This is a genomic window from Bradyrhizobium sp. Leo114 (genome assembly GCF_055229415.2).
The window spans coordinates 20,080-38,579 of the sequence record NZ_JBUYEN020000051.1 but is presented as its reverse complement, the minus strand read 5'-3'; the positions used below and the strand labels follow the sequence as shown (position 1 = coordinate 38,579).

Here is an 18,500-nt window from a genome sequence, read left to right as displayed (position 1 = left end):
TTTTTCCATGTCGACCGGCTGGATCGTTCTCGGCGTCATCGTCGTCCTCGTGCTGTTTGCGTTTGCCGCCTACAACCGTTTGGTGGCGCTGAGCCAGCGCGTCAACCAAGCCTTCGCCGACATCGACGTCCAGCTCAAGCAGCGCCACGACCTGGTGCCGAATCTGGTCGAGACCGTAAAGGGCTATGCGTCGCACGAGCGCGGCACGCTGGATGATGTGATCAAGGCGCGCAACTCCGCGATCTCAGCGCAGGGACCGGCGCAGGTCTCCGCCGCCGAGAACCAGCTAAGCGGCGCCCTCGGCCGCCTGATCGCGCTGTCGGAAGCCTATCCGGACCTGAAGGCCAACGCCAATTTCCAGCAGCTCGCAAGCGAGCTCTCCGACCTCGAGAACAAGATCGCGGCCAGCCGCCGCTTCTTCAACAACGCGGTCCAGGAGTACAACACCGGCATCCAGCAGATGCCGGCCGCTTTGTTCGCCGGCATGTTCGGCTTCACCCGCAAGGATTTCTTCGACCTAGGCGCCAGCCGCGCCGAAGTCGAGACCGCGCCGAGCGTGAAGTTCTAGGCGAGATGACACTACATCTTCTCCGTCATTCCGGGATGCGCCGCAAGGCGCAGGCCCGGAATCCATTTCACCGCATCGCCTGCGGCACGATGGATTCCGGGCTCGCGCTTCGCGCGCCCCGGAATGACGGTGGTTAGCGGACGTCCAGCATGGCCGCCTACGGTCTCTACACCCATATCGCGTCGAACAAGTTTCGTTCGATGCTTCTGCTCGCCGGGCTGTTCGTCCTGATCTACGTGCTGGTCTATGCCGGCGCGCTGGTCGCGGAGGTCATGATCGACGGCGGCCGCTCAGTCGACGATTACCTGACGCGGGCGCTGCACGACCTGATCTCGGCTTCCCCTTATGCCACGATCGGCGCGGCGCTGTGGATCGCGATCGCGTATTTCTTCCACCAGAACATGATCGACGCCGTCACCGGCGGCCAGAGCGTGACGCGGCAGCAAGAGCCGCGGCTCTATAATCTCCTGGAAAATCTCTGCATCTCGCGCGGCATCCCGATGCCGAAGCTGAAGATCATGAACAGCCCCGCGCTGAACGCCTTCGCGAGCGGGCTGAACCGGCGCCAATATTCCGTCACGGTCACCACGGGGCTGTTGCAGGCGTTGAACGACCAGGAGATCGAGGCCGTGCTCGGCCACGAACTCACCCACATCCGCAACGGCGACGTGCAGTTGATGGTGATCGCGGTCATCATCGCCGGCGCGGTCGGCTTCTTCGGCGAACTGTTCTTCCGGATGTTCACCAACCTGTCCTGGAATTCAACCGGCGGCGGCTGGTCGTCTTCTTCGTCTTCGTCATCCTCCTCCTCGTCGTCTTCATCCGACCGCAAGGGCTCCGGTGGCGGCGCCATCATCGTGATCATCATCGCCATTGTCCTGATCGTGGCGGCGTGGCTGTTGTCGCAGGTCGTCAAGCTGGCGCTGTCGCGATCGCGCGAGTATCTGGCGGATGCCGGGTCGGTGGAACTGACCAAGAACCCCGATGCGATGATCTCGGCCCTGCGCAAGATCGAAAATCGCGGCGAGTTGCCGGGTGCGACTTCGGCGGTGATGGAACTATGCGTGGACAATCCGCGGGAGGGCTTCGCCGACCTGTTTGCGACCCATCCGTCGGTACAATCGCGGGTGGACGCATTGGTGAAGTTCGCCGGCGGCCATGATCCCGGGCCGACCGCCCTGCCGGACGATCCCGCAGCTAGTCCCGAAGAAGGTGCACAGGAACCGTCGGCACAAGGCGAACTTCCGCCTCCCGCTCCGCGCGGCCCTTCGCGCGGCCCCTGGGACGACGCAGCCGAGCCGGCCGGCCACTCGCAGCAACAGCCTGGTCAGGGTCCGCTTCAGGGGCCTTGGGGCCGACATTTTTGATTGTGGCCTAACGCCCTTCAACTCATTAAGAAAATTCCTACCAAACGCGTCACTTGGCATTCAAGGAATTGAATTCTCCCTTGTTTCTGCCATGTTCGCGCCCAAAGCAGGAATGGGGACTTGCCGATCGCGCCCTCGCGGTCGGGGGCGTGTCTTAAGGGATTTCCATGGCAAAGCCAGTCGTGATTGTGGTGGGCGCGGACAAGGGTGGGGTCGGCAAGACGACCGTATCTCGGACGCTTCTGGATTATTTCAACGCGAACAACGTCGGGACTCGGGCCTTCGACACCGAATCCCCGCGGGGAACGCTGAAGCGCTTCCATCCTGAGATCACCGAGATCGTCGATATGACGACGACCGCGGACCAGATGAAGATCTTCGACACGCTTAACGCCGGCTCCATGGTCACCGTGATCGACGTCCGCGCCGGCCTGCTATCGCCGGCGCTGGCCTCGCTCCGCGACATCGGCTTCCTGGATGCGGCCCGGTCCGGCCAGATCACCTTCGCGGTGTTCCATATCCTCGGCCCCTCGATCGCCTCGCTGGACGAGATCGCCGAGACCGCCAATTTCATGAACGGCGCGAAATACTTCCTGGTGAAGAACTTCATCAACGACACCCAGTTCTTCCAGTGGGACCAGTCGACCTACAATTCCTATTTCCACCGCATCAAGGATGCCACCGACCTGACCATCCCGAAGCTGAACGAGATGGCCTATGAGCAGGTCGAGGTCGCTTCCGTCCCGTTCCTCAAATTCGTCGCCAACAAGGGCCCGCACGACGAAGCCGCGAACTATTCGTTCGTGCTCCGCGGCTATGTCCGGCACTGGCTCGCCAATGTCTGGAGCGAGTTCGACCGCATCAAGCTGACCGATCTGGTCGGTGCCAAGTCGGTGACGCGCGGCGGCGAAAAATAGTCGCGCCTCCGGGGGATGCGGGGCTGGATTAGGCAGGAAAATCGCCTGATATAGCAGGCGATGTCAGCTACGCCCGTCTACATCATTTGCTCGCCCCGCCCCCAGGTCGGCAAGACCCTGGTCGCGCGGCTCTTGAGCGAATTTCTGCTGCTGAAGAACGGCGATGTGATGTCCTTCGACATCAACCTGAAGGAGCCGTCGCTGCTCGATTACCTGCCCAGGACCACCGAGACGGCAGATGTCATCGACACCTACGGCAAGATGCAGCTGATGGACCGGCTGATCGTCAATGACGGGCTGGCGAAGGTGATCGACCTCGGCTACCACGCCTTCGACGAATTCTTCAAGATGATCGACGAAATCGGCTTCATGAAGGAAGCGCTGCGCCGCCACGTCGCGCCGGTCATCCTGTTCGTCGCCGATACCGACCGTGCCTCCGCACGCAGCTACGAGATGCTGCGCCAGCAGATCCCGCCGCGGGCGCTGATGACCATTGACAACGAATTCGTGGTGCGCGGCGAACTGCCCGCGGCCATGGGCCAAGGCCGGGTGCTCCGCTTCAGCGCGCTGCCGGTGTTCCTGAAGACCTATATCGACCGGCTGAACTTCTCCTTCACCGGCTATCTCCGGCACGAGAAGGACTCGTCCACCGAGTTGCATCAGTGGATCCGGCGCAATTACACGATCTTCCGCGATCTCGAACTAAGCGTGATGCTGCAGCGGTCGTAGCTTCGTAGCCGTAGGGCTACAGTGCCGTAGGGTGGGCGAAGGCGCACTGGCGCCGTGCCCACCATCCAGCACCGCGCTCGCGATGGTGGGCACGCTTCGCTTTGCCCACCCTACGGCCTCTACGCGAGGGCAGCGTCAATGCCCTTCGAAAGCCATCAGCGTCCGCACCGGGACATCCATCGCGCGCAGCTTGGCGGCGCCGCCGAGTTCGGGCAGGTCGACGATGAAGCAGGCGGCGACGACGTTGGCACCGATCTGGCGCAGGAGCTTGACCGCGCCCTCCGCGGTGCCGCCGGTGGCGATGAGATCATCGACCAGGATCACGCGCTCGCCGGGATGCACGGCGTCGGCATGCATCTCCATTTCGTCGAGGCCGTACTCCAGCGAATAGGCGATCCGCACTGTGGTGTGCGGCAGCTTGCCCTTCTTGCGGATCGGCACGAAACCGGCCGAGACCTGGTGCGCCACCGCGCCGCCGAGGATGAAGCCGCGGGCTTCGATGCCGGCGACCTTGTCGATCTTCGAGCCGGCCCATGGATGCACCAATTCATCCACCGCCCGTCGGAACGCGCGGGCGTCCGCAAGCAGCGTGGTGATATCGCGGAACAGGATGCCGGGCTTCGGATAGTCCGGAATGGTACGAACGGCGGCCTTCAGGTCGAGGTCAAATGTCATTGCTGTCTCGCTTTCGTGTCTCCACCGTCATTGCGAGGAGCGATAGCGACGAAGCAATCCATGTCTCCGCAGGTGGAGATATGGATTGCTTCGCTTCGCTCGCAATGACCGGTCCCCTCAATTCGCCTCCGCATCCAGCCGGAACGCGTTTTCCACGATGCGCAGGCCCACCTCGCCGCCGAGCGACATCAGCGATTCCGGATGGAACTGCACGCCGCCGACCGGCAAGGTCTTGTGCTCGATCGCCATCGCGATGCCGTCCTCCGTGGTCGCCGTCACCGACAATACATCAGGCACGCTCTGGCGCTCGACATAAAGCGAATGGTAGCGGCCAATCACGATCTCGTTCGGCAAATTTTGCATTAACCGGCCGCCCCGCACCTGGATGCGCGAGGGGCGGCCATGGGCGGGCTGGCCGAGCTGGCCAAGCTGGCCGCCGAAATATTCGCCGATCGCCTGCACGCCCAGGCACACGCCGAAGATCGGCAGCTTCTTCTCGATCGCGGTGCCGATGGTCTTTCCGATCCCGAAATCCTCCGGCCGCCCCGGACCGGGCGAGAGCACCAGCAGGTCCCAGCTCTTCTGCTTCAGCATCTCCTGGGCATGGATGTGCCGGACCACGGTGACGGCGGCGCCGACCTGGCGGAAATAATCCGCCAGCATATGCACGAAGCTGTCGTCGTGGTCGATCAGAAGCACCTTCTTGCCGGAGCCGGTGGCATCGGGGGCAATGCTGGAGAGCCGCTTCGGCGGATCGCCACGCAACGCCTGGAACAGGGCTGCGGCCTTCACCTGGCATTCGCGGTCTTCGGCCGCCGGGTCCGAATCGAACAGACAGGTGGCGCCGACGCGAACCTCCGCCAGCCCATCCTTCATGCGGATGGTGCGGATGGTGAGCCCGGTATTGATGCTGCCGTCGAAATTCACGCAGCCGATCGCGCCGGCATACCAGCGCCGCGGCGAGCGCTCGTGGTCTTCCACGAACTGCATCGCCCACAATTTCGGCGCGCCGGTCACGGTCACCGCCCAGGCATGGGTGAGGAAGGCATCGAGCGCATCGAAGCCCGGACGCAGCATGCCCTCGACGTGATCGACCGTATGGAACAGTTTTGAGTAGGTCTCGATCTGGCGGCGCGCCAGCACCTTGATGGTGCCGGGCACGCATATGCGCGCCTTGTCGTTGCGGTCGACATCGGTACACATGTTGAGCTCGAACTCGTCCTTCTCCGAGTTCAGGAGCTGGCGGATCTGCTCGGCATCGCCGATCGCGTCGCTGCCGCGGGCGATGGTGCCCGAGATCGGACAGGTCTCCACGCGCCGGCCGTCGGAGCGAACGAACATTTCCGGCGAAGCCGACACCAGGAATTCGCCCTCGCCCAGATTCATCAGCGCGCCATAGGGCGACGGGTTGATGCGGCACAGCCGCTGAAACACTTCCGCCGGGGAACGCTCGCAGGGCTCGGCGAAGAGCTGGCCGGGCACCGCCTCGAACAGATCGCCGCGGGCGAACGCCGCGCGCGCGACCTCCACCGTCGCCTGATACTCGCCGGGCGCGTGATCCGCAAAACCTTGCCGATCCGTCTTGACGTAACGGCTCTCGGCGGTCTCGCGCGGCAGGCCCTCGGTCGACTTGCCGTTCCAGGCAAAATCGTAAGTCAGCACCACGCCACGGCCGGTGGCGCGGTCATAGGCGAGCAGCCGATCGGGCACGTACAGCACGATGTCGCGCTGGTCGGCCTCGCGCGGCCGTTTCTGCACGAGGTCCTCGATCTGGAACACGAGGTCGTAGGCGAAGGCGCCGAACAGACCGAGCAGCGGATCCGCATTGGACGAGAAGGCCGCCACGAGGTCGCGCACCAGCGACATCACGCTGGCGCGCCGGGTGCGCTGGTCTTCTTCGATTGGGGCTTCGCCGCGGATGATATGGCCCGCGAGGCGCGCCGCGCTCTTTTCGGTGATGACGATGCAGGGCTCGCGCAGGACGTCGCCGAGGAAGGCGATCAGCACCTCGCCACGCTTGTTCAGCGCTGCTAGCGAGAAGTTCGTGCCTGACGTCTCCAACGCTAGCGGCGGATCGGAGAAGCCGAGATCGAAACTCTCGTAGCGCCCCGGCACGGTTGTGCCCGAGGACAGCACGACGCCGCGGCGGCGGTCGAGCAGATCAATGAGGTCATCGAGGCGGCCGGCATTGCCGGTGAACTGTTCGACCACACGGGTGACCGCAAGCCCGCCACTGGTGCGGTACTCGCTTTTCGCCGGCAGGGAGAAGACTGTCCTGTTCATGTGTTCCTCTTACGAGACTTAACGAGGGAGCGCCACACAGGACAACCGAAGGGACCGTCGCACTGCGATGGCGACCTTCGACGATATTTTAAATGAAATCGCACCGGCCACCTATGAGGAGGTGGGCCACCAAAGACAGGATGGGTGGGCAACGGTGCTCATAACCCGCTAAACACCACCCGGCGGGAGCGATGTCAAGGGATGGGCACTGCCGGCGGCCTGCTCAAAAACCCATCTTTGGGGTTTGAAGGCCTGCGAATTCGCGTAAGTTTGATGCCCAAGAAGGGCAGGCCAACCGCCCCGATGGACAACAAGGGAGGCGCATATGGGGCTATTGGGTCTCGGATATGCCGGGTTCGGCGCGGCCGAGCTCGACGACTGGCGGGAATTCGGCACCACGCTCGTCGGCCTGCAGGCGGTCGAGCGCGGCAACTCCCTGCTCGCCTTCCGGATGGACGATCGCAAACAACGCATCGTGATCGATCGCACCGCTCCGGAAGGATCGCGCTTCTTCGGCTGGGAGGTGGCGGATGCGGCGGCACTGGATGAGCTCGCCGCCCGGCTCGAGCAAGCCGGCGTCGCGGTGACCGCCGAGCCGCAAGCGCTCGCCGATGCCAGGCATGTGCGCGGCCTGATCTCCTTCCACGATCCCGAAGGCAACCGGCTGGAAGCGTTTTATGGCGCCGAGGTCGATGCCGCGCCGTTCAAGCCGGGCCGCGCGATATCGGGCTTCCGCACCGGACCGCTCGGGCTCGGGCACGCCGTGCTGACGGTCGAGCGCATCGATCCGATGCTGGCGTTCTATGTCGACGTGCTCGGCTTCGGGCTTTCCGACTACATCCTGAAGCCGTTTCGCGCCTATTTCTTCCACGTCAACCCGCGCCATCATAGTCTGGCGCTGATCGAGACCGGGAAGAGTGGCATGCATCATCTGATGGTCGAGATGTTCTCGCTCGACGATGTTGGGCAAGCTTACGACGTGGCGCTGAGCCAGCCCGATCGCATCGGCACCTCGCTCGGCCGCCACACCAACGACTTCATGACCTCGTTCTACGCGAGGACGCCGTCATCCTTCATGATCGAATGCGGCTGGGGCGGCCGCGAGATCGATCCGGCGACGTGGCAGCCTTACGAGATGCAGGACGGTCCGAGCCTGTGGGGTCATGAGCGCGTCTGGCTGCCGGCTAGGGACCGCGAGCTCGCCCGCGAGATGCGGATGCACGCCGCCGCCCAAGGCCGCCGCGCGCCGGTGCAGGTGATGCAGGGCAATTTCAAGCTCATGTCAGGCACCTGTCCGTGGTGGGACGGGATCGCAAAGGAACGGTCTGACAATCGTCTCTCGGATTCCGGTTACCGATAACACCCCTGTTCGATCTCTTCGAGCAGATTGCGGGCCTTCGGCTCCCAGTCGAGCTGCCGCCGCGCACGCACGCCTCGCACCCGGCTGTTCGAGCCCATCGTGTCCTCGGCGACGCCCTCCCCCCATTCGGAGGCAGCCTCTTCCATCGACATCGCCGACGGCGGCCGATCAAACCCCAGCATGGTATTGATGGCCTCGCAGATTTCGCGCATCGAGTTCTCGCCGTTCTCGGCGAAATAGAAAGCCCCGGCCGGGGCCTTCTCGATGGCGAGCGCGTAGAGCGTCACCAGGTCGTCGATGTGGACGTTTGACCAGACGTTCTCGCCGGGCCCGGCATGGGCCGCACAACCACGCTTTCTGGCAAGGGAGATGAGCAGGGGGACCTGCATGCTGTGCGGTTCGGCGCCATGACCGAGACCGTAGATCAGGCTCGGACAGATGATGACCGGATGGCTACCCTTCTCGCGGTGAGAGAGAATGTATTCGTTGAGCGCAACCCGTGCTGCGCGGGCTGGCGACGGGGTGATCGGCGTATCTTCGTCGAAGATCTCGTCGGATCGGTGGCCCTTGGCACGCGTGCCGACAATGCTCGATCCGGAGGTATGTATAAACAGCTTGCCCGTTCCAGCCAGAGCGCCGGTCAGGGCAACGACGGCACCCTTGTGATCGGCACTGGCCGCATTGATAACGATGTCAGCGGCTTGCGCCGCTTGCACCAGACATTCCTTGTGATCCAGCGTTCCGAACAGCGGCTGGATGCCGTGGATGCGAACCGCATCGGCTTTTTCCAGGGAGCGAACCAGTCCGGTCACATGATGTCCGGCGGCGACAAGATGGGCCGCAACCGATCCGCCGATATAGCCCGATGCGCCCGTGCAAAAGACTTTCATCCCGGCCTCTCCAGCGAGGAGTTCGCGGTCGGTGAGGGCCTCGCCGCCTCATCGCTCCGCCCTCTTTTCCGACAAGCGGACGGGCAAGATCAGCCCAGATGCTTCTTGAAGAACTCCGTTGCCCTTCCCCAAGCGAGTTCGGCGGCCTGGCGGTCATGCACCGACATGCGCTGCTCGTTGACGAAGGCGTGCTCGGCGTCATAACGGAACAGCTCGAGCGACTTGCCGGCGGCCTTCATGGCCTTCTCGAAGGCGTCCACCACCTGCGGCGTGCACCAATCGTCCTTGTTGGCGAAATGCGCCTGCAGCGGGATCTTCACGTCGGCCGGCTTTGCCGCCTGCTCCGGCGGGATGCCGTAGAACACGACACCGGCAGTCAGTTCCGGAATCTTGGTGGCGCCGATGATGGTCACCGCGCCGCCGAGGCAGAAGCCGGTGAGGCCGACCTTGGCGCCGTTCCGCGCCAGGTATTGCGCGGCGCCGCGCACGGTCTGCGTGGTGGCGTCCATGAAGTCGAGCGAGTTCATCTCGCGACCCGCGGCATCGGTGTCGTGATACGGCACCACCGTACCCTTATAGAGATCAGGCGCCAGCGCGTCGAAGCCGGCCCGCGCAAAGCGGTCGCACATGCCCTTGATCTGGTCCTGCAGGCCCCACCATTCCTGGATCACGACCACGCCCGGTGCATCGCCGCGCGCCGCGTTGGCGAGGTAACCGTTGGCGTCCTTGCCGTCCGGACGTTTGAAGGTGATGGTGGTGCCCATGAATTCCTCCGGAATGTTTAGGGGGAGATTGGCGGCCATTGTGGCGACTCACCGCGCGTGACGCAATCGCGGCAGCAAAAAAGCCCCCGCGGGGGCTTTTTCAAATCACGTTGCCGAAAGCGCGATCAGTGGGCGTTGGCCCAGACCTTCTTCTTGGTGAAGTACATCAGGATCGAGAACAGGATCAGGAACACGAACACCTGAAGCCCGAGCCGCTTGCGCGCTTCCATATGTGGCTCCGCGGTCCACATCAGGAAGGTCGTGACGTCGTGGGCATATTGCGCGACCGTGGTCGGCGAACCGTCGGTGTAGGCGACCTGACCGTCGCTCAGCGGCTTCGGCATCTTGATGGCGTGGCCCGGGAAGTACTTGTTGTAGTAGGAGCCCTCGGGGATGGTCACGCCGGCCGGCGGATTCTCTTCAAAACCCTGCAGGATCGCATCAACGTAATCCGGGCCCTGCTCCTGATACTGGGTGAAGAAGTCGATCAGGAACAGGGGGAAGCCGCGCTTGTAGGAACGCGCCTTGGTGATCAGCGACAGATCGGGCGGAGCCGCGCCGCCGTTGGCCGCACGCGCCGCCTGCTCGTTCGGGAACGGCGACGGGAAGTAGTCGGCCGGCCGGCCCGGACGCTCGAACATCTCGCCCTGGTCGTTCGGGCCGTCCTTGATCTTGTAGTCGGAGGCGAACGCGGCGGCCTGGGCCGTCGAATAGCCGGGGCCGCCGGGATCGGCGAGGTTGCGGAACGCGACGAAGGACAGGCTGTGGCAGGTCGCGCAGACCTCCTTGTACACCTGCAACCCGCGCTGCACCGCGCCGCGGTCAAACTTGCCAAAAGGGCCTGAGAACGACCATTTCTGCGCCACCGGTGCGACCTCGCCCCCCTCGGCCTTGGCGCTTTGCGCGCCGCCGACCAAGAGCCCGCCCGCAATCATGATTGCGATCACGGTCGAGACCATCGGCGCGGCCTTGCTGCCCGTCTTCGCCAACACGTCGTCGGCGATCGAGTTCGGTACCGGCCTCGGCGTCTCGATCCGCGAGAGCAGCGGCAGCACGATCAGGAAGTAGGCGAAGTAGCAGACCGTCAGGATGCGGCCGGCGATCACATAGATGCCTTCCGGCGGCTGCGCGCCGAGATAGCCGAGCAGGACGCAGACGACGACGAACATCCAGAAGAACTGCTTGGCCAGCGGACGGTACTTCGACGACCTGGTCTTGGCGCTGTCGAGCCAGGGCAGGAAGCAGAGGATGATGATCGCCGAGAACATCGCGATCACGCCCGCAAGCTTGTTCGGGATCGAACGCAGGATGGCGTAGAACGGCAGGTAATACCATTCCGGCACGATATGCGCCGGCGTTACGCCGGGATTGGCCGGAACGTAGTTCTCGGCATCGCCGAGATAGTTCGGCATGTAGAAGATGAACCAGGAATAGAAGATCAGGAAGCAGGAGACGCCGAACAGGTCCTTGATCGTCGCGTAGGGCGTGAAGGCGACCGTGTCCTTCTCGGTCTTGGCCTCAACGCCGGCCGGGTTGTTCTGACCCGCCACATGCAGCGCCCAGACGTGCAGCACGACGACGCCGGCGATCACGAAGGGCAACAGATAGTGCAGCGAGAAGAAGCGGTTCAGCGTCGGGTTGCCGACGGCGTAGCCGCCCCACAACAGCGTCACGATGCTCTCGCCGAAATAGGGCACGGCGGAGAACAGGTTGGTGATGACGGTGGCGCCCCAGAAGCTCATCTGGCCCCACGGCAGCACGTAACCCATGAAGCCGGTCGCCATCATCAAGAGATAGATAATGACGCCGAGGATCCACAGCACCTCGCGCGGCTCCTTGTACGACCCGTAGTAAAGGCCGCGGAACATGTGGATGTAGACGGCGAAGAAGAACATCGACGCGCCGCAGGCGTGCATGTTGCGGAGCAGCCAGCCGTAGTTGACGTCACGCACGATCAGCTCGACCGAGCGGAAGGCAAGATCGGCATGCGGCGTATAGTGCATCGCCAGGATCACGCCGGTCAGGATCTGCACCGCCAGCATCATCGAGAGAATGGCGCCGAAGGTCCACCAATAGTTGAGGTTGCGCGGCGTAGGATAGGCCACGAAGGAGGAGTGCATGAGGCCGAAGATCGGCAGTCGCCGCTCGATCCACCTCAAGGCGGGATTGGTCGGCTGAAAATCGGATGGTCCGCTCATTGATGCGATCCTGAGAAGTAAAGACGACGCGATCGGTCGAAGCCTCGGGCTGGGCCGAGACTTAGCCGATCTGGATTTTGGTGTCGGAAACGAACTGATACGGCGGCACCGCCAGATTGGCGGGCGCAGGCCCCTGGCGGATACGACCGGAGGTGTCGTATTGCGAGCCATGGCAGGGGCAGAAAAATCCGTCGTAATTGCCCTCATGGGCGATCGGGATACAGCCGAGATGGGTGCAGATGCCGATCACGACCAGCCATTGGTCATGGCCGGACTTGACGCGGGCCTCATCGGTCTGCGGGTCGGGCAGGCTCGAGAGCGGAACGCTGCGCGCCTCGTCGATCTGCTTCTTGGTGCGGTGGCTGATATAGATCGGCTTGCCGCGCCAGAACACCTTGATGTCCTGCCCCTCGGCGATCGGCGTCAGATCGACCTCGATCGGCGCACCGGCGGCGATGGTCGCCGCGTCCGGATTCATCTGGTCGATGAGCGGCCAAACCGTCGCCGCTACACCCACCGCCGCAGCAGCACCCGTTGCAACATAAAGGAAATCACGGCGTGTCGGATGGTCCGCCGAAGACGCTGTCGTCACGATTCCAAGCCCTTTCCTTGTCTGCAGCCGGTGGAACCGCCCCGGTGGCGCCCATTGCAACCGGGAGGTCTGCCGGCGCCCGCGGCCCCCCGCGGCGGCAGAAAACCACTATCCCTCCTCCCTACTGGCGGAATAGCAGTCCAGAATCGTTCTATTGGCACCCTTGCCGGACGAGCGCAAGCCCGCTATCGGCTCGCAGGCGTGCAATGCACTAAATGAGCGACGAACGTTGTTTTCTTGAGACATTTCGTCGGTACCTAACCCAGCGCCACGGCCATGCAGATCGCGCTCTTCCAGCCCGATATCCCACAGAACACCGGCACCATCCTGCGGCTGTGCGCCTGCCTGGATGTGGCGGCCCATATCATCGAGCCGGCAGGCTTCCCGATCTCAGATCGGCATTTCCGCCGGGCGGGAATGGACTATCTCGACCACGTCCGTTTGATGCGCCATGATTCCTGGACGAAATTCGAGGAATGGCGCCGCGAGGCCGGCTATCGGCTGATCCTGTTCACGACCAAGGTCGCCGGTTCCTACCTCGATTTTCGCTATGCCGCTTCCGATATACTGCTCTTCGGGCGCGAATCCGCTGGGGTCACCGACGCGGTGGTGGCGGCGGCCGATGCGCGGCTGGTGATCCCGATCAAGCCGCCCATGCGCTCGCTCAATGTCGCGATGTCAGCGGCGATGGCGATCGGCGAGGCCTTGCGGCAGACCCGCAGCCTGCCGTTGAAGGAGATTCCGTGAGCTACGCGGTCAAGGAGATTTTTCTGACCCTGCAGGGCGAAGGCGCGCATGCCGGCCGTGCGTCGGTGTTCTGCCGCTTTGCCGGCTGCAACCTCTGGAGCGGCCGCGAGCAGGACCGCGCCAGCGCAACCTGCCAATTCTGCGACACCGATTTTGTCGGCACCGACGGCACGCTCGGCGGCCGCTATGCGAGTGCCGCAGCACTTGCCGACATCATCGCCGCGCAATGGACGGGCGATAATGTCGGCCGCTATGTCGTGCTGACCGGTGGCGAGCCGCTGCTGCAGGTCGACGCCGAGCTGATCGACGCGCTGCATGCGCACGGCTTTGCCATCGGCGTCGAGACCAATGGCACAATCACACCGCCGGACGGGCTGGACTGGGTCTGCGTCAGCCCGAAGGCGGGCGCGGAACTCGCGGTGCGGAAGGGGAATGAGTTGAAGCTGGTCTATCCGCAGCAGGATGCCGCGCCGGAGCGCTTTGTCGATCTCGATTTCGAACGCTTCTCGCTACAGCCGATGGATGGGCCTGATGCGCTTCAAAACACCGCGCGCGCGGTCGAGTATTGCTTGCAACACCCGCAATGGCGGCTGAGCGTGCAGACGCACAAGACGCTGGGCATCAGATAGGAGTTGGACTTTCAGGATGTGGGAATTGACGAAATCGTTCCGCTTCGAGGCGGCGCACGCGCTCACCGGAACGACCCTTGGCGCGAGCAGCCAGGAGATTCATGGCCATTCGTTTCGTGCGGAAGTGACCGTGCGCGGGACACCGGACCCAGCGACCGGCATGGTGCTTGACCTCGGCCTCCTCGAACGCCGCATCGCCGAGGTGCAGACGACGCTCGACCACAAGTTCCTCAACAAGATAGAGGCGCTTGGACTGCCTACCCTTGAAAACCTGTCGCGATTCATCTTCGAACGGGTGCAGCATGCGGGCAAGGTCACCCGCGTCAGCGTGCATCGCGACAGTTGCAACGAGAGCTGCACCTATTTCGGACCGGAAGCTTGAGCATGGACAAATCCGCCATCGAACAGCGCAAGGCGCGCGCGAAAACCTGGTTTGAAATACTGCGCGACGATATCTGCGCGGCCTTTGAGCGGCTGGAGGATGACGCGCCTGCTTGGCTCTATCCAGGCGAAGCCGGGCGCTTCGTGCGCACGCCGTGGGAACGCACCGACCACACCGGCAAGCCCGGCGGCGGCGGTGTGATGGCGATGATGCGTGGGCGCTTGTTCGAGAAGGTCGGCGTGCACTGTTCGACCGTGCATGGCGAGTTCGCTCCCGAATTCCGCGCCCAGATCCCGGGCGCGGCGGATGATCCGCGCTTCTGGGCCTCGGGCATCTCGCTGATCGCGCATCTGCACAATCCGAACGTGCCGGCGGTGCATATGAACACCCGCTTCGTCGTCACCACCAAGGCGTGGTTCGGCGGCGGCGCCGACCTCACGCCGGTGCTGGACCGGCGGCGCACGCAGGACGATCCGGATGCGCTCGCCTTCCATGCCGCGATGCAGTCGGCCTGCGATGCGCATGCGCGGATCGCGCCGTATGAAAAATACAAGAAATGGTGCGACGACTATTTCTACCTGCCGCACCGCAAGGAGGCGCGCGGCATCGGCGGCATCTTCTACGATTGGCACGATAGCGGCGACTGGGACGCCGACCTCGCCTTCACCCAGGATGTCGGTCGCGCGTTCCTGAAGATCTATCCCGAACTGGTCAGGAGCAATTTTGCGACGGCATGGACCGCCGACGATCGCGAGGAGCAACTGGTCCGGCGCGGCCGCTATGTCGAGTTCAATCTGCTCTACGACCGCGGCACGATTTTCGGCCTGAAGACCGGCGGCAATGTCGACTCGATCCTGTCGTCGATGCCGCCGCATGCGAAATGGCCGTGAGATCGCCATCGTGACCAAACTCCCCCGCGCCATGCTGATCGACATGGACGACACCATCCTGTCGGCCTATGCCCGGCCCGAGATCGCCTGGAACACGATCGCGGCCGAATTCGCCGATGAGTTGGCGCCACTGGATCCGCCGATCGTTGCCGCCGCGATCCTCGCTTTCGCCCGGAAATTCTGGTCCACGGCGGAGCCGATCTGGCGCCTGAAACTTGAGGAAGCGCGCCGCGAAACGGTCAGGGGCGGCTTCGCCACGCTTCGCGCAAGCGGCCACCCGCCCCTTTCAGACGACCTCGCCGTCCGGATCGCCGACCGCTTCACGACGTTTCGCGAGGAAAGCATCTTTGTCTTTCCCGGCGCGCACGACGCCATAGACGGGCTGCGGTCGCTCGGCATCAAGCTCGCGCTTGTCACCAACGGCGCCGCGCTGATGCAACGCGCCAAGATCGAGCGCTTCGCACTGACGCACCGCTTCGATCACATCCAGATCGAAGGCGAGCACGGCTTCGGCAAGCCGGAAGAGCGCGCTTATCTGCACGCCATGGATGCGCTCGGCGTCAGCGCAGCGGACACCTGGATGATCGGCGACAATCTGGAATGGGAGGTCGTCGCACCGCAACGGCTCGGCATTTACGCGATCTGGATCGACGTGCACGGGGATGGTCTTCCCACGGGATCGACCGTCAGGCCGAATCGCATCATCCGCTCCCTGACGGAACTGCTTCCCGGCGCAGACCGGTAACGGCGCCCGCGCTTCGCCGCGCAGATCAATCCCCGTCAAAATCCTGTGGGGACGTTCCTTCGTGATCGGACTGTCATGACAGCTCTGTAACGTGCCGGCGCGTCGATCAACGCGAAGGATGGGTGGACCATGGAACTGAAACCAGGCGATGTGGTGATGCTGAAATCGGGCGGGCACCCGATTACGGTGGCGGAAGTGAACGAGGACTCTGTCGAGTGTGTTTGGATGGGTATCGACGGCGATCTGTTTCGGGAAACGCTTCCCGTTGCCGTCCTCGAAGCTGCCAATCCCGATGACGAGGAAGAGGACGACGACGAGGAAGACGAAGAAGACGACGACGAGGAAGAAGACGACGATGAGGACGAAGACGATCACCGCAAGGGCAAGGTCGCTTAAGCTACTGCCGTCGGAGCTTGGCGCTCAGTCGCAGTAAGGAGCTTCGTAGCCCGGGTGGAGTGTAGCGCAACCCGGGACAGCTCCATCGATGCTGAAGACCGTCCCCGGGTTACGCTGCGCTCCACCCGGGCTACGGCATTACTTCAGCACCAATGAGATCATCACGATACCGCCCGTGATCGCGGCGGCATCACAATCGGTGGTCGTGGGTGAAACGGGCGACCGTCTCGTCGGCGATCGCCGCGAGCGCCGCGTGGTCGAGCGGAAATTCCGCGGCCAGCCACGCCTGCTCGGCCTCAGCCAGCACATGGCCGAGCGCCGGTCCCTCGGCAATCCCGCGCGCGATGAAATCGGCCGCCTTCAGCGGAAATTTCGGCGCCTGCCAGCGCTGCGGCAGGCGCGCCAGTTCGCGCCAACGAGCAATGTCGTGGCCATCGCTCATCCGCGCCCAGGCCAGCATCATCCGGTCGAGATAGGCCGCCTCACCGAGACGGTAGAGCCAGCGGCGTGCCGCCGCCTCGTCGATGCCGGCGAGCTGCCACCAACGATCCGCCATCGCTTCCAGCGCCTTCGCCTCGGCATTGGTGAGCCGCAGCTTGGAGGCAACGCGCCTTGCGTCCTCGGTGATGGCAAGCGCCAGCGCACCGAGCCGGCGCACCGCGCTCGCCTCGAGCCCGAGCTCGCGCTCGGCCGCGATCATGACTGCGAACGGCCCGGTATAGCCGACGCTGCCCAGGATCATCTGCAGCAGGCCGCCATCGGCCATCGCGGTGACCGCGGTCACCGCGCCGTCGGCGACCACGAGCTTGAGCACTTCCATGCGCACGCGCTCCGCCGAAAGCTGCGCCAGGCCGGCACGGCCGGCGATGCAGGCAAGATAGCCGGCGCGATCGGGATCGCCGGCGCCGTAGGCCGCATGCATGCGAAAGAAGCGCAGGATGCGCAAGTAGTCCTCGGCGATGCGCTGAGCGGGATCGCCGATGAAGCGCACGCGGCGAGCGGCGATATCGTCGAGCCCGCCGACATGGTCGTGCACCACGCCGGCTGCATCGACCGAAAGGCCGTTGATGGTGAAGTCGCGCCGCTCGGCATCGCGCGCCCAGTCGCGGCCGAATGCGACCTTGGCCTTGCGGCCATAGGTTTCGGTATCCTCGCGCAGGGTCGTGACCTCGAACGGATGCTTGTCGACGACCAGCGTCACCGTGCCATGCTCGATGCCGGTCGGCACGCTCTTGATTCCTACGGCCTTGGCGCGGCGCATCACCTCCTCAGGGACTGCCGTGGTCGCGAGATCGATGTCGCCGATCGGCCTGTGCAGCAGCGCGTTGCGCACCGCGCCGCCGACCACACGCGCTTCCTCACCGTCTGCGTTAAGCAACGCGAGCACGCGTGCCGTGGGTCCCGATCTCAGCCAAGGCGCCTGCTCCAGCGCGCGTGCATGCGTCATTTCTCAACTCCGGGCACGAGCTTGCCATTCTCGATATGAGCGGGGACATAGGTCGAATTCGGCGGCGCGCCGGAGAAATGGGCGAGCAGCACGAAACTGACCACGACCAGCAGCAGCGCACCCAGCACCAGCTTCGCAATCAAAGGCAAAGGCCAGGAAGATTTCGCCAAGACGCCGGAGCGCGTTGCAATGAGGAACACGGCATAGACTGCGAAAGGGATGAGGAAGATTCCGATCTCGGTCAATACCGGACGGATCATGGCAGGTAGATCCGTTCGTACAATACGCGCAGGATCCCGGCGGTCGCGCCCCAGATGTAACGTTCGGCAAAGGGCATCGCATAATAGGAGCGCTCGATGCCGCGGAATTCCTTGCTGTGGCGCTGATGGTTCGCCGGGTTCATCAGGAACGAAAGCGGGACCTCGAACGCGTCGACGACTTCACCCTCGTTGATCTTGAGCCTGAAGCCGGGCTTCACCCGCGCCACCGTCGGCAGGATACGAAAACCAAATGCCGTGCCGTAGAGATCGAGATAGCCGAGCGGCTCGATGAAGTCGCGCGTGAGCCCGACTTCCTCATTGGCCTCGCGCAGCGCGGCATCGAGCGGAGAGGCATCCGTCGCGTCGATCTTGCCGCCGGGGAATGAGATCTGGCCGGCATGGCTGCTCAAATGCTCCGAGCGCTGCGTCAGCAGCACCGTCGGCTCATCGCGATCGACCACCGGGATCAGCACCGCGGCGGGCCGCACCGGCTGTTCGTGCGCGACGATCTCGAGCATGCGGTCATTGCCGGAGTCGCCGGTCCTCGGAATGATGTTCGGATCGATCAGGCCGGGCGGGACGTCGAAATTCAGCCGCGCATGGCTGCGCGCGAAAAACTCCGCCGAGCTGATCGTCGCCGGCTCCGTCTTCAGCATCGGCT

At 63.9% G+C, this 18,500-nt stretch carries 20 protein-coding genes; 11 read left to right on the top strand and 9 right to left on the bottom strand.

From position 1 onward, the window contains the following. The first annotated feature begins 7 nt into the window (after positions 1 to 7). The 4 genes from ACZIRK_RS37500 to ACZIRK_RS37485 all read left to right on the top strand — a co-directional run bounded on the left by ACZIRK_RS37500 (position 8) and on the right by ACZIRK_RS37485 (position 3,581). Positions 8 to 568 (top strand): LemA family protein, encoded by a 561-nt coding sequence (locus tag ACZIRK_RS37500; RefSeq protein ID WP_028167444.1) that lies wholly within the window; start codon positions 8 to 10, stop codon positions 566 to 568. Positions 569 to 717: 149 nt separating this feature from the next. Beyond that, a complete protein-coding gene (locus ACZIRK_RS37495; RefSeq protein ID WP_130228196.1) occupies positions 718 to 1,935 on the top strand; it encodes a M48 family metallopeptidase in 1,218 nt (405 codons plus the stop codon). Positions 1,936 to 2,102: 167 nt separating this feature from the next. Then, positions 2,103 to 2,852: a P-loop NTPase family protein gene (locus tag ACZIRK_RS37490; RefSeq protein WP_130228195.1), complete on the top strand. Its 750-nt coding sequence runs from the start codon at positions 2,103 to 2,105 to the stop codon at positions 2,850 to 2,852. A gap of 60 nt (positions 2,853 to 2,912) precedes the next feature. Beyond that, positions 2,913 to 3,581 carry a P-loop NTPase family protein gene (locus ACZIRK_RS37485; protein ID WP_130228194.1) on the top strand — a complete coding sequence of 223 codons (669 nt, stop codon included), beginning with the start codon at positions 2,913 to 2,915 and terminating at the stop codon, positions 3,579 to 3,581. A 135-nt stretch (positions 3,582 to 3,716) separates the two neighbouring features. Here ACZIRK_RS37485 and ACZIRK_RS37480 read toward each other — a convergent pair whose 3' ends face one another. After that, a complete protein-coding gene (locus ACZIRK_RS37480) occupies positions 3,717 to 4,256 on the bottom strand; it encodes an adenine phosphoribosyltransferase (RefSeq protein ID WP_028167448.1) in 540 nt (179 codons plus the stop codon). A gap of 117 nt (positions 4,257 to 4,373) precedes the next feature. Beyond that, positions 4,374 to 6,539, bottom strand: coding sequence for an anthranilate synthase component I (locus ACZIRK_RS37475; RefSeq protein ID WP_130228193.1), 2,166 nt, complete (start codon positions 6,537 to 6,539; stop codon positions 4,374 to 4,376). Between the two features lie 325 nt (positions 6,540 to 6,864). Between ACZIRK_RS37475 and ACZIRK_RS37470 the strand changes: the two genes are divergently transcribed. Continuing rightward, entirely contained in the window at positions 6,865 to 7,899 is a 1,035-nt protein-coding gene (locus ACZIRK_RS37470) for a VOC family protein (protein WP_130228192.1), read from the top strand. Here the strand turns inward: ACZIRK_RS37470 and ACZIRK_RS37465 are convergent. The 4 genes from ACZIRK_RS37465 to petA all read right to left on the bottom strand — a co-directional run bounded on the left by ACZIRK_RS37465 (position 7,890) and on the right by petA (position 12,343). Further along, positions 7,890 to 8,789 carry an NAD-dependent epimerase/dehydratase family protein gene (locus tag ACZIRK_RS37465; protein ID WP_130228191.1) on the bottom strand — a complete coding sequence of 300 codons (900 nt, stop codon included), beginning with the start codon at positions 8,787 to 8,789 and terminating at the stop codon, positions 7,890 to 7,892. The genes ACZIRK_RS37470 and ACZIRK_RS37465 overlap by 10 nt on opposite strands. Positions 8,790 to 8,878: 89 nt before the next feature. Beyond that, complete coding sequence (locus ACZIRK_RS37460; RefSeq protein WP_130228199.1) at positions 8,879 to 9,553, bottom strand: dienelactone hydrolase family protein; 675 nt, start codon at positions 9,551 to 9,553, stop codon at positions 8,879 to 8,881. 125 nt (positions 9,554 to 9,678) lie between these two features. Next, complete coding sequence (locus ACZIRK_RS37455) at positions 9,679 to 11,751, bottom strand: cytochrome c1 (protein WP_474419226.1); 2,073 nt, start codon at positions 11,749 to 11,751, stop codon at positions 9,679 to 9,681. Positions 11,752 to 11,812: 61 nt separating this feature from the next. Further along, a complete protein-coding gene (petA, locus tag ACZIRK_RS37450; protein WP_028167454.1) occupies positions 11,813 to 12,343 on the bottom strand; it encodes a ubiquinol-cytochrome c reductase iron-sulfur subunit in 531 nt (176 codons plus the stop codon). Between the two features lie 276 nt (positions 12,344 to 12,619). On the opposite strand from petA, the gene ACZIRK_RS37445 reads away from it, so the two are divergent. The 6 genes from ACZIRK_RS37445 (at position 12,620) to ACZIRK_RS37420 (ending at position 16,132) form a co-directional block, all read left to right on the top strand. Beyond that, positions 12,620 to 13,090 (top strand): tRNA (cytidine(34)-2'-O)-methyltransferase, encoded by a 471-nt coding sequence (locus ACZIRK_RS37445; protein ID WP_130228189.1) that lies wholly within the window; start codon positions 12,620 to 12,622, stop codon positions 13,088 to 13,090. Further along, positions 13,087 to 13,719 (top strand): 7-carboxy-7-deazaguanine synthase, encoded by a 633-nt coding sequence (gene queE, locus ACZIRK_RS37440; RefSeq protein ID WP_130228188.1) that lies wholly within the window; start codon positions 13,087 to 13,089, stop codon positions 13,717 to 13,719. The genes ACZIRK_RS37445 and queE overlap by 4 nt, the downstream gene beginning before the upstream one ends. 16 nt (positions 13,720 to 13,735) lie before the next feature. After that, the gene (locus tag ACZIRK_RS37435) at positions 13,736 to 14,101 is read left to right on the top strand and encodes a 6-pyruvoyl trahydropterin synthase family protein (protein ID WP_130228187.1); all 366 of its coding nucleotides are present in this window, start codon (positions 13,736 to 13,738) and stop codon (positions 14,099 to 14,101) included. Between the two features lie 2 nt (positions 14,102 to 14,103). Next, complete coding sequence (gene hemF / locus ACZIRK_RS37430) at positions 14,104 to 14,991, top strand: oxygen-dependent coproporphyrinogen oxidase (protein ID WP_028167458.1); 888 nt, start codon at positions 14,104 to 14,106, stop codon at positions 14,989 to 14,991. Next, entirely contained in the window at positions 14,975 to 15,736 is a 762-nt protein-coding gene (locus ACZIRK_RS37425) for an HAD family hydrolase (RefSeq protein ID WP_051397101.1), read from the top strand. Before hemF ends, ACZIRK_RS37425 begins: the two co-directional genes overlap by 17 nt. A 129-nt stretch (positions 15,737 to 15,865) precedes the next feature. After that, positions 15,866 to 16,132 carry a YodC family protein gene (locus tag ACZIRK_RS37420; protein ID WP_130228185.1) on the top strand — a complete coding sequence of 89 codons (267 nt, stop codon included), beginning with the start codon at positions 15,866 to 15,868 and terminating at the stop codon, positions 16,130 to 16,132. Between the two features lie 190 nt (positions 16,133 to 16,322). Here the strand turns inward: ACZIRK_RS37420 and ACZIRK_RS37415 are convergent, their stop codons facing one another. Genes ACZIRK_RS37415 through ACZIRK_RS37405 form a run of 3 tightly spaced genes read right to left on the bottom strand, consistent with a single transcriptional unit; the run spans position 16,323 to position 18,495 of the window. Then, on the bottom strand, positions 16,323 to 17,579 hold the full coding sequence (locus tag ACZIRK_RS37415; RefSeq protein ID WP_474419225.1) for a CCA tRNA nucleotidyltransferase: 1,257 nt from the start codon (positions 17,577 to 17,579) through the stop codon (positions 16,323 to 16,325). Next, positions 17,576 to 17,839, bottom strand: coding sequence for a DUF6111 family protein (locus tag ACZIRK_RS37410; protein ID WP_028167463.1), 264 nt, complete (start codon positions 17,837 to 17,839; stop codon positions 17,576 to 17,578). Before ACZIRK_RS37410 ends, ACZIRK_RS37415 begins: the two co-directional genes overlap by 4 nt. Then, a complete protein-coding gene (locus ACZIRK_RS37405) occupies positions 17,836 to 18,495 on the bottom strand; it encodes a CoA pyrophosphatase (RefSeq protein ID WP_474419224.1) in 660 nt (219 codons plus the stop codon). The genes ACZIRK_RS37410 and ACZIRK_RS37405 overlap by 4 nt, the downstream gene beginning before the upstream one ends. Positions 18,496 to 18,500: the final 5 nt, after the last annotated feature.

Coding starts and splice junctions, on each gene's coding strand:
- ACZIRK_RS37495 (WP_130228196.1), top strand. CDS start 718: ATGGCCGCCTACGGTCTCTACACCCATATCGCGTCGAACAAGTTTCGT.
- ACZIRK_RS37460 (WP_130228199.1), bottom strand. CDS start 9,553: ATGGGCACCACCATCACCTTCAAACGTCCGGACGGCAAGGACGCCAAC.
- ACZIRK_RS37475 (WP_130228193.1), bottom strand. CDS start 6,539: ATGAACAGGACAGTCTTCTCCCTGCCGGCGAAAAGCGAGTACCGCACC.
- ACZIRK_RS37465 (WP_130228191.1), bottom strand. CDS start 8,789: ATGAAAGTCTTTTGCACGGGCGCATCGGGCTATATCGGCGGATCGGTT.
- hemF (WP_028167458.1), top strand. CDS start 14,104: ATGGACAAATCCGCCATCGAACAGCGCAAGGCGCGCGCGAAAACCTGG.
- ACZIRK_RS37500 (WP_028167444.1), top strand. CDS start 8: ATGTCGACCGGCTGGATCGTTCTCGGCGTCATCGTCGTCCTCGTGCTG.
- ACZIRK_RS37420 (WP_130228185.1), top strand. CDS start 15,866: ATGGAACTGAAACCAGGCGATGTGGTGATGCTGAAATCGGGCGGGCAC.
- ACZIRK_RS37405 (WP_474419224.1), bottom strand. CDS start 18,495: ATGCTGAAGACGGAGCCGGCGACGATCAGCTCGGCGGAGTTTTTCGCG.
- ACZIRK_RS37445 (WP_130228189.1), top strand. CDS start 12,620: ATGCAGATCGCGCTCTTCCAGCCCGATATCCCACAGAACACCGGCACC.
- ACZIRK_RS37455 (WP_474419226.1), bottom strand. CDS start 11,751: ATGAGCGGACCATCCGATTTTCAGCCGACCAATCCCGCCTTGAGGTGG.
- ACZIRK_RS37485 (WP_130228194.1), top strand. CDS start 2,913: ATGTCAGCTACGCCCGTCTACATCATTTGCTCGCCCCGCCCCCAGGTC.
- ACZIRK_RS37470 (WP_130228192.1), top strand. CDS start 6,865: ATGGGGCTATTGGGTCTCGGATATGCCGGGTTCGGCGCGGCCGAGCTC.
- ACZIRK_RS37490 (WP_130228195.1), top strand. CDS start 2,103: ATGGCAAAGCCAGTCGTGATTGTGGTGGGCGCGGACAAGGGTGGGGTC.
- ACZIRK_RS37425 (WP_051397101.1), top strand. CDS start 14,975: ATGCGAAATGGCCGTGAGATCGCCATCGTGACCAAACTCCCCCGCGCC.
- ACZIRK_RS37480 (WP_028167448.1), bottom strand. CDS start 4,256: ATGACATTTGACCTCGACCTGAAGGCCGCCGTTCGTACCATTCCGGAC.
- ACZIRK_RS37415 (WP_474419225.1), bottom strand. CDS start 17,579: ATGACGCATGCACGCGCGCTGGAGCAGGCGCCTTGGCTGAGATCGGGA.
- ACZIRK_RS37435 (WP_130228187.1), top strand. CDS start 13,736: ATGTGGGAATTGACGAAATCGTTCCGCTTCGAGGCGGCGCACGCGCTC.
- ACZIRK_RS37410 (WP_028167463.1), bottom strand. CDS start 17,839: ATGATCCGTCCGGTATTGACCGAGATCGGAATCTTCCTCATCCCTTTC.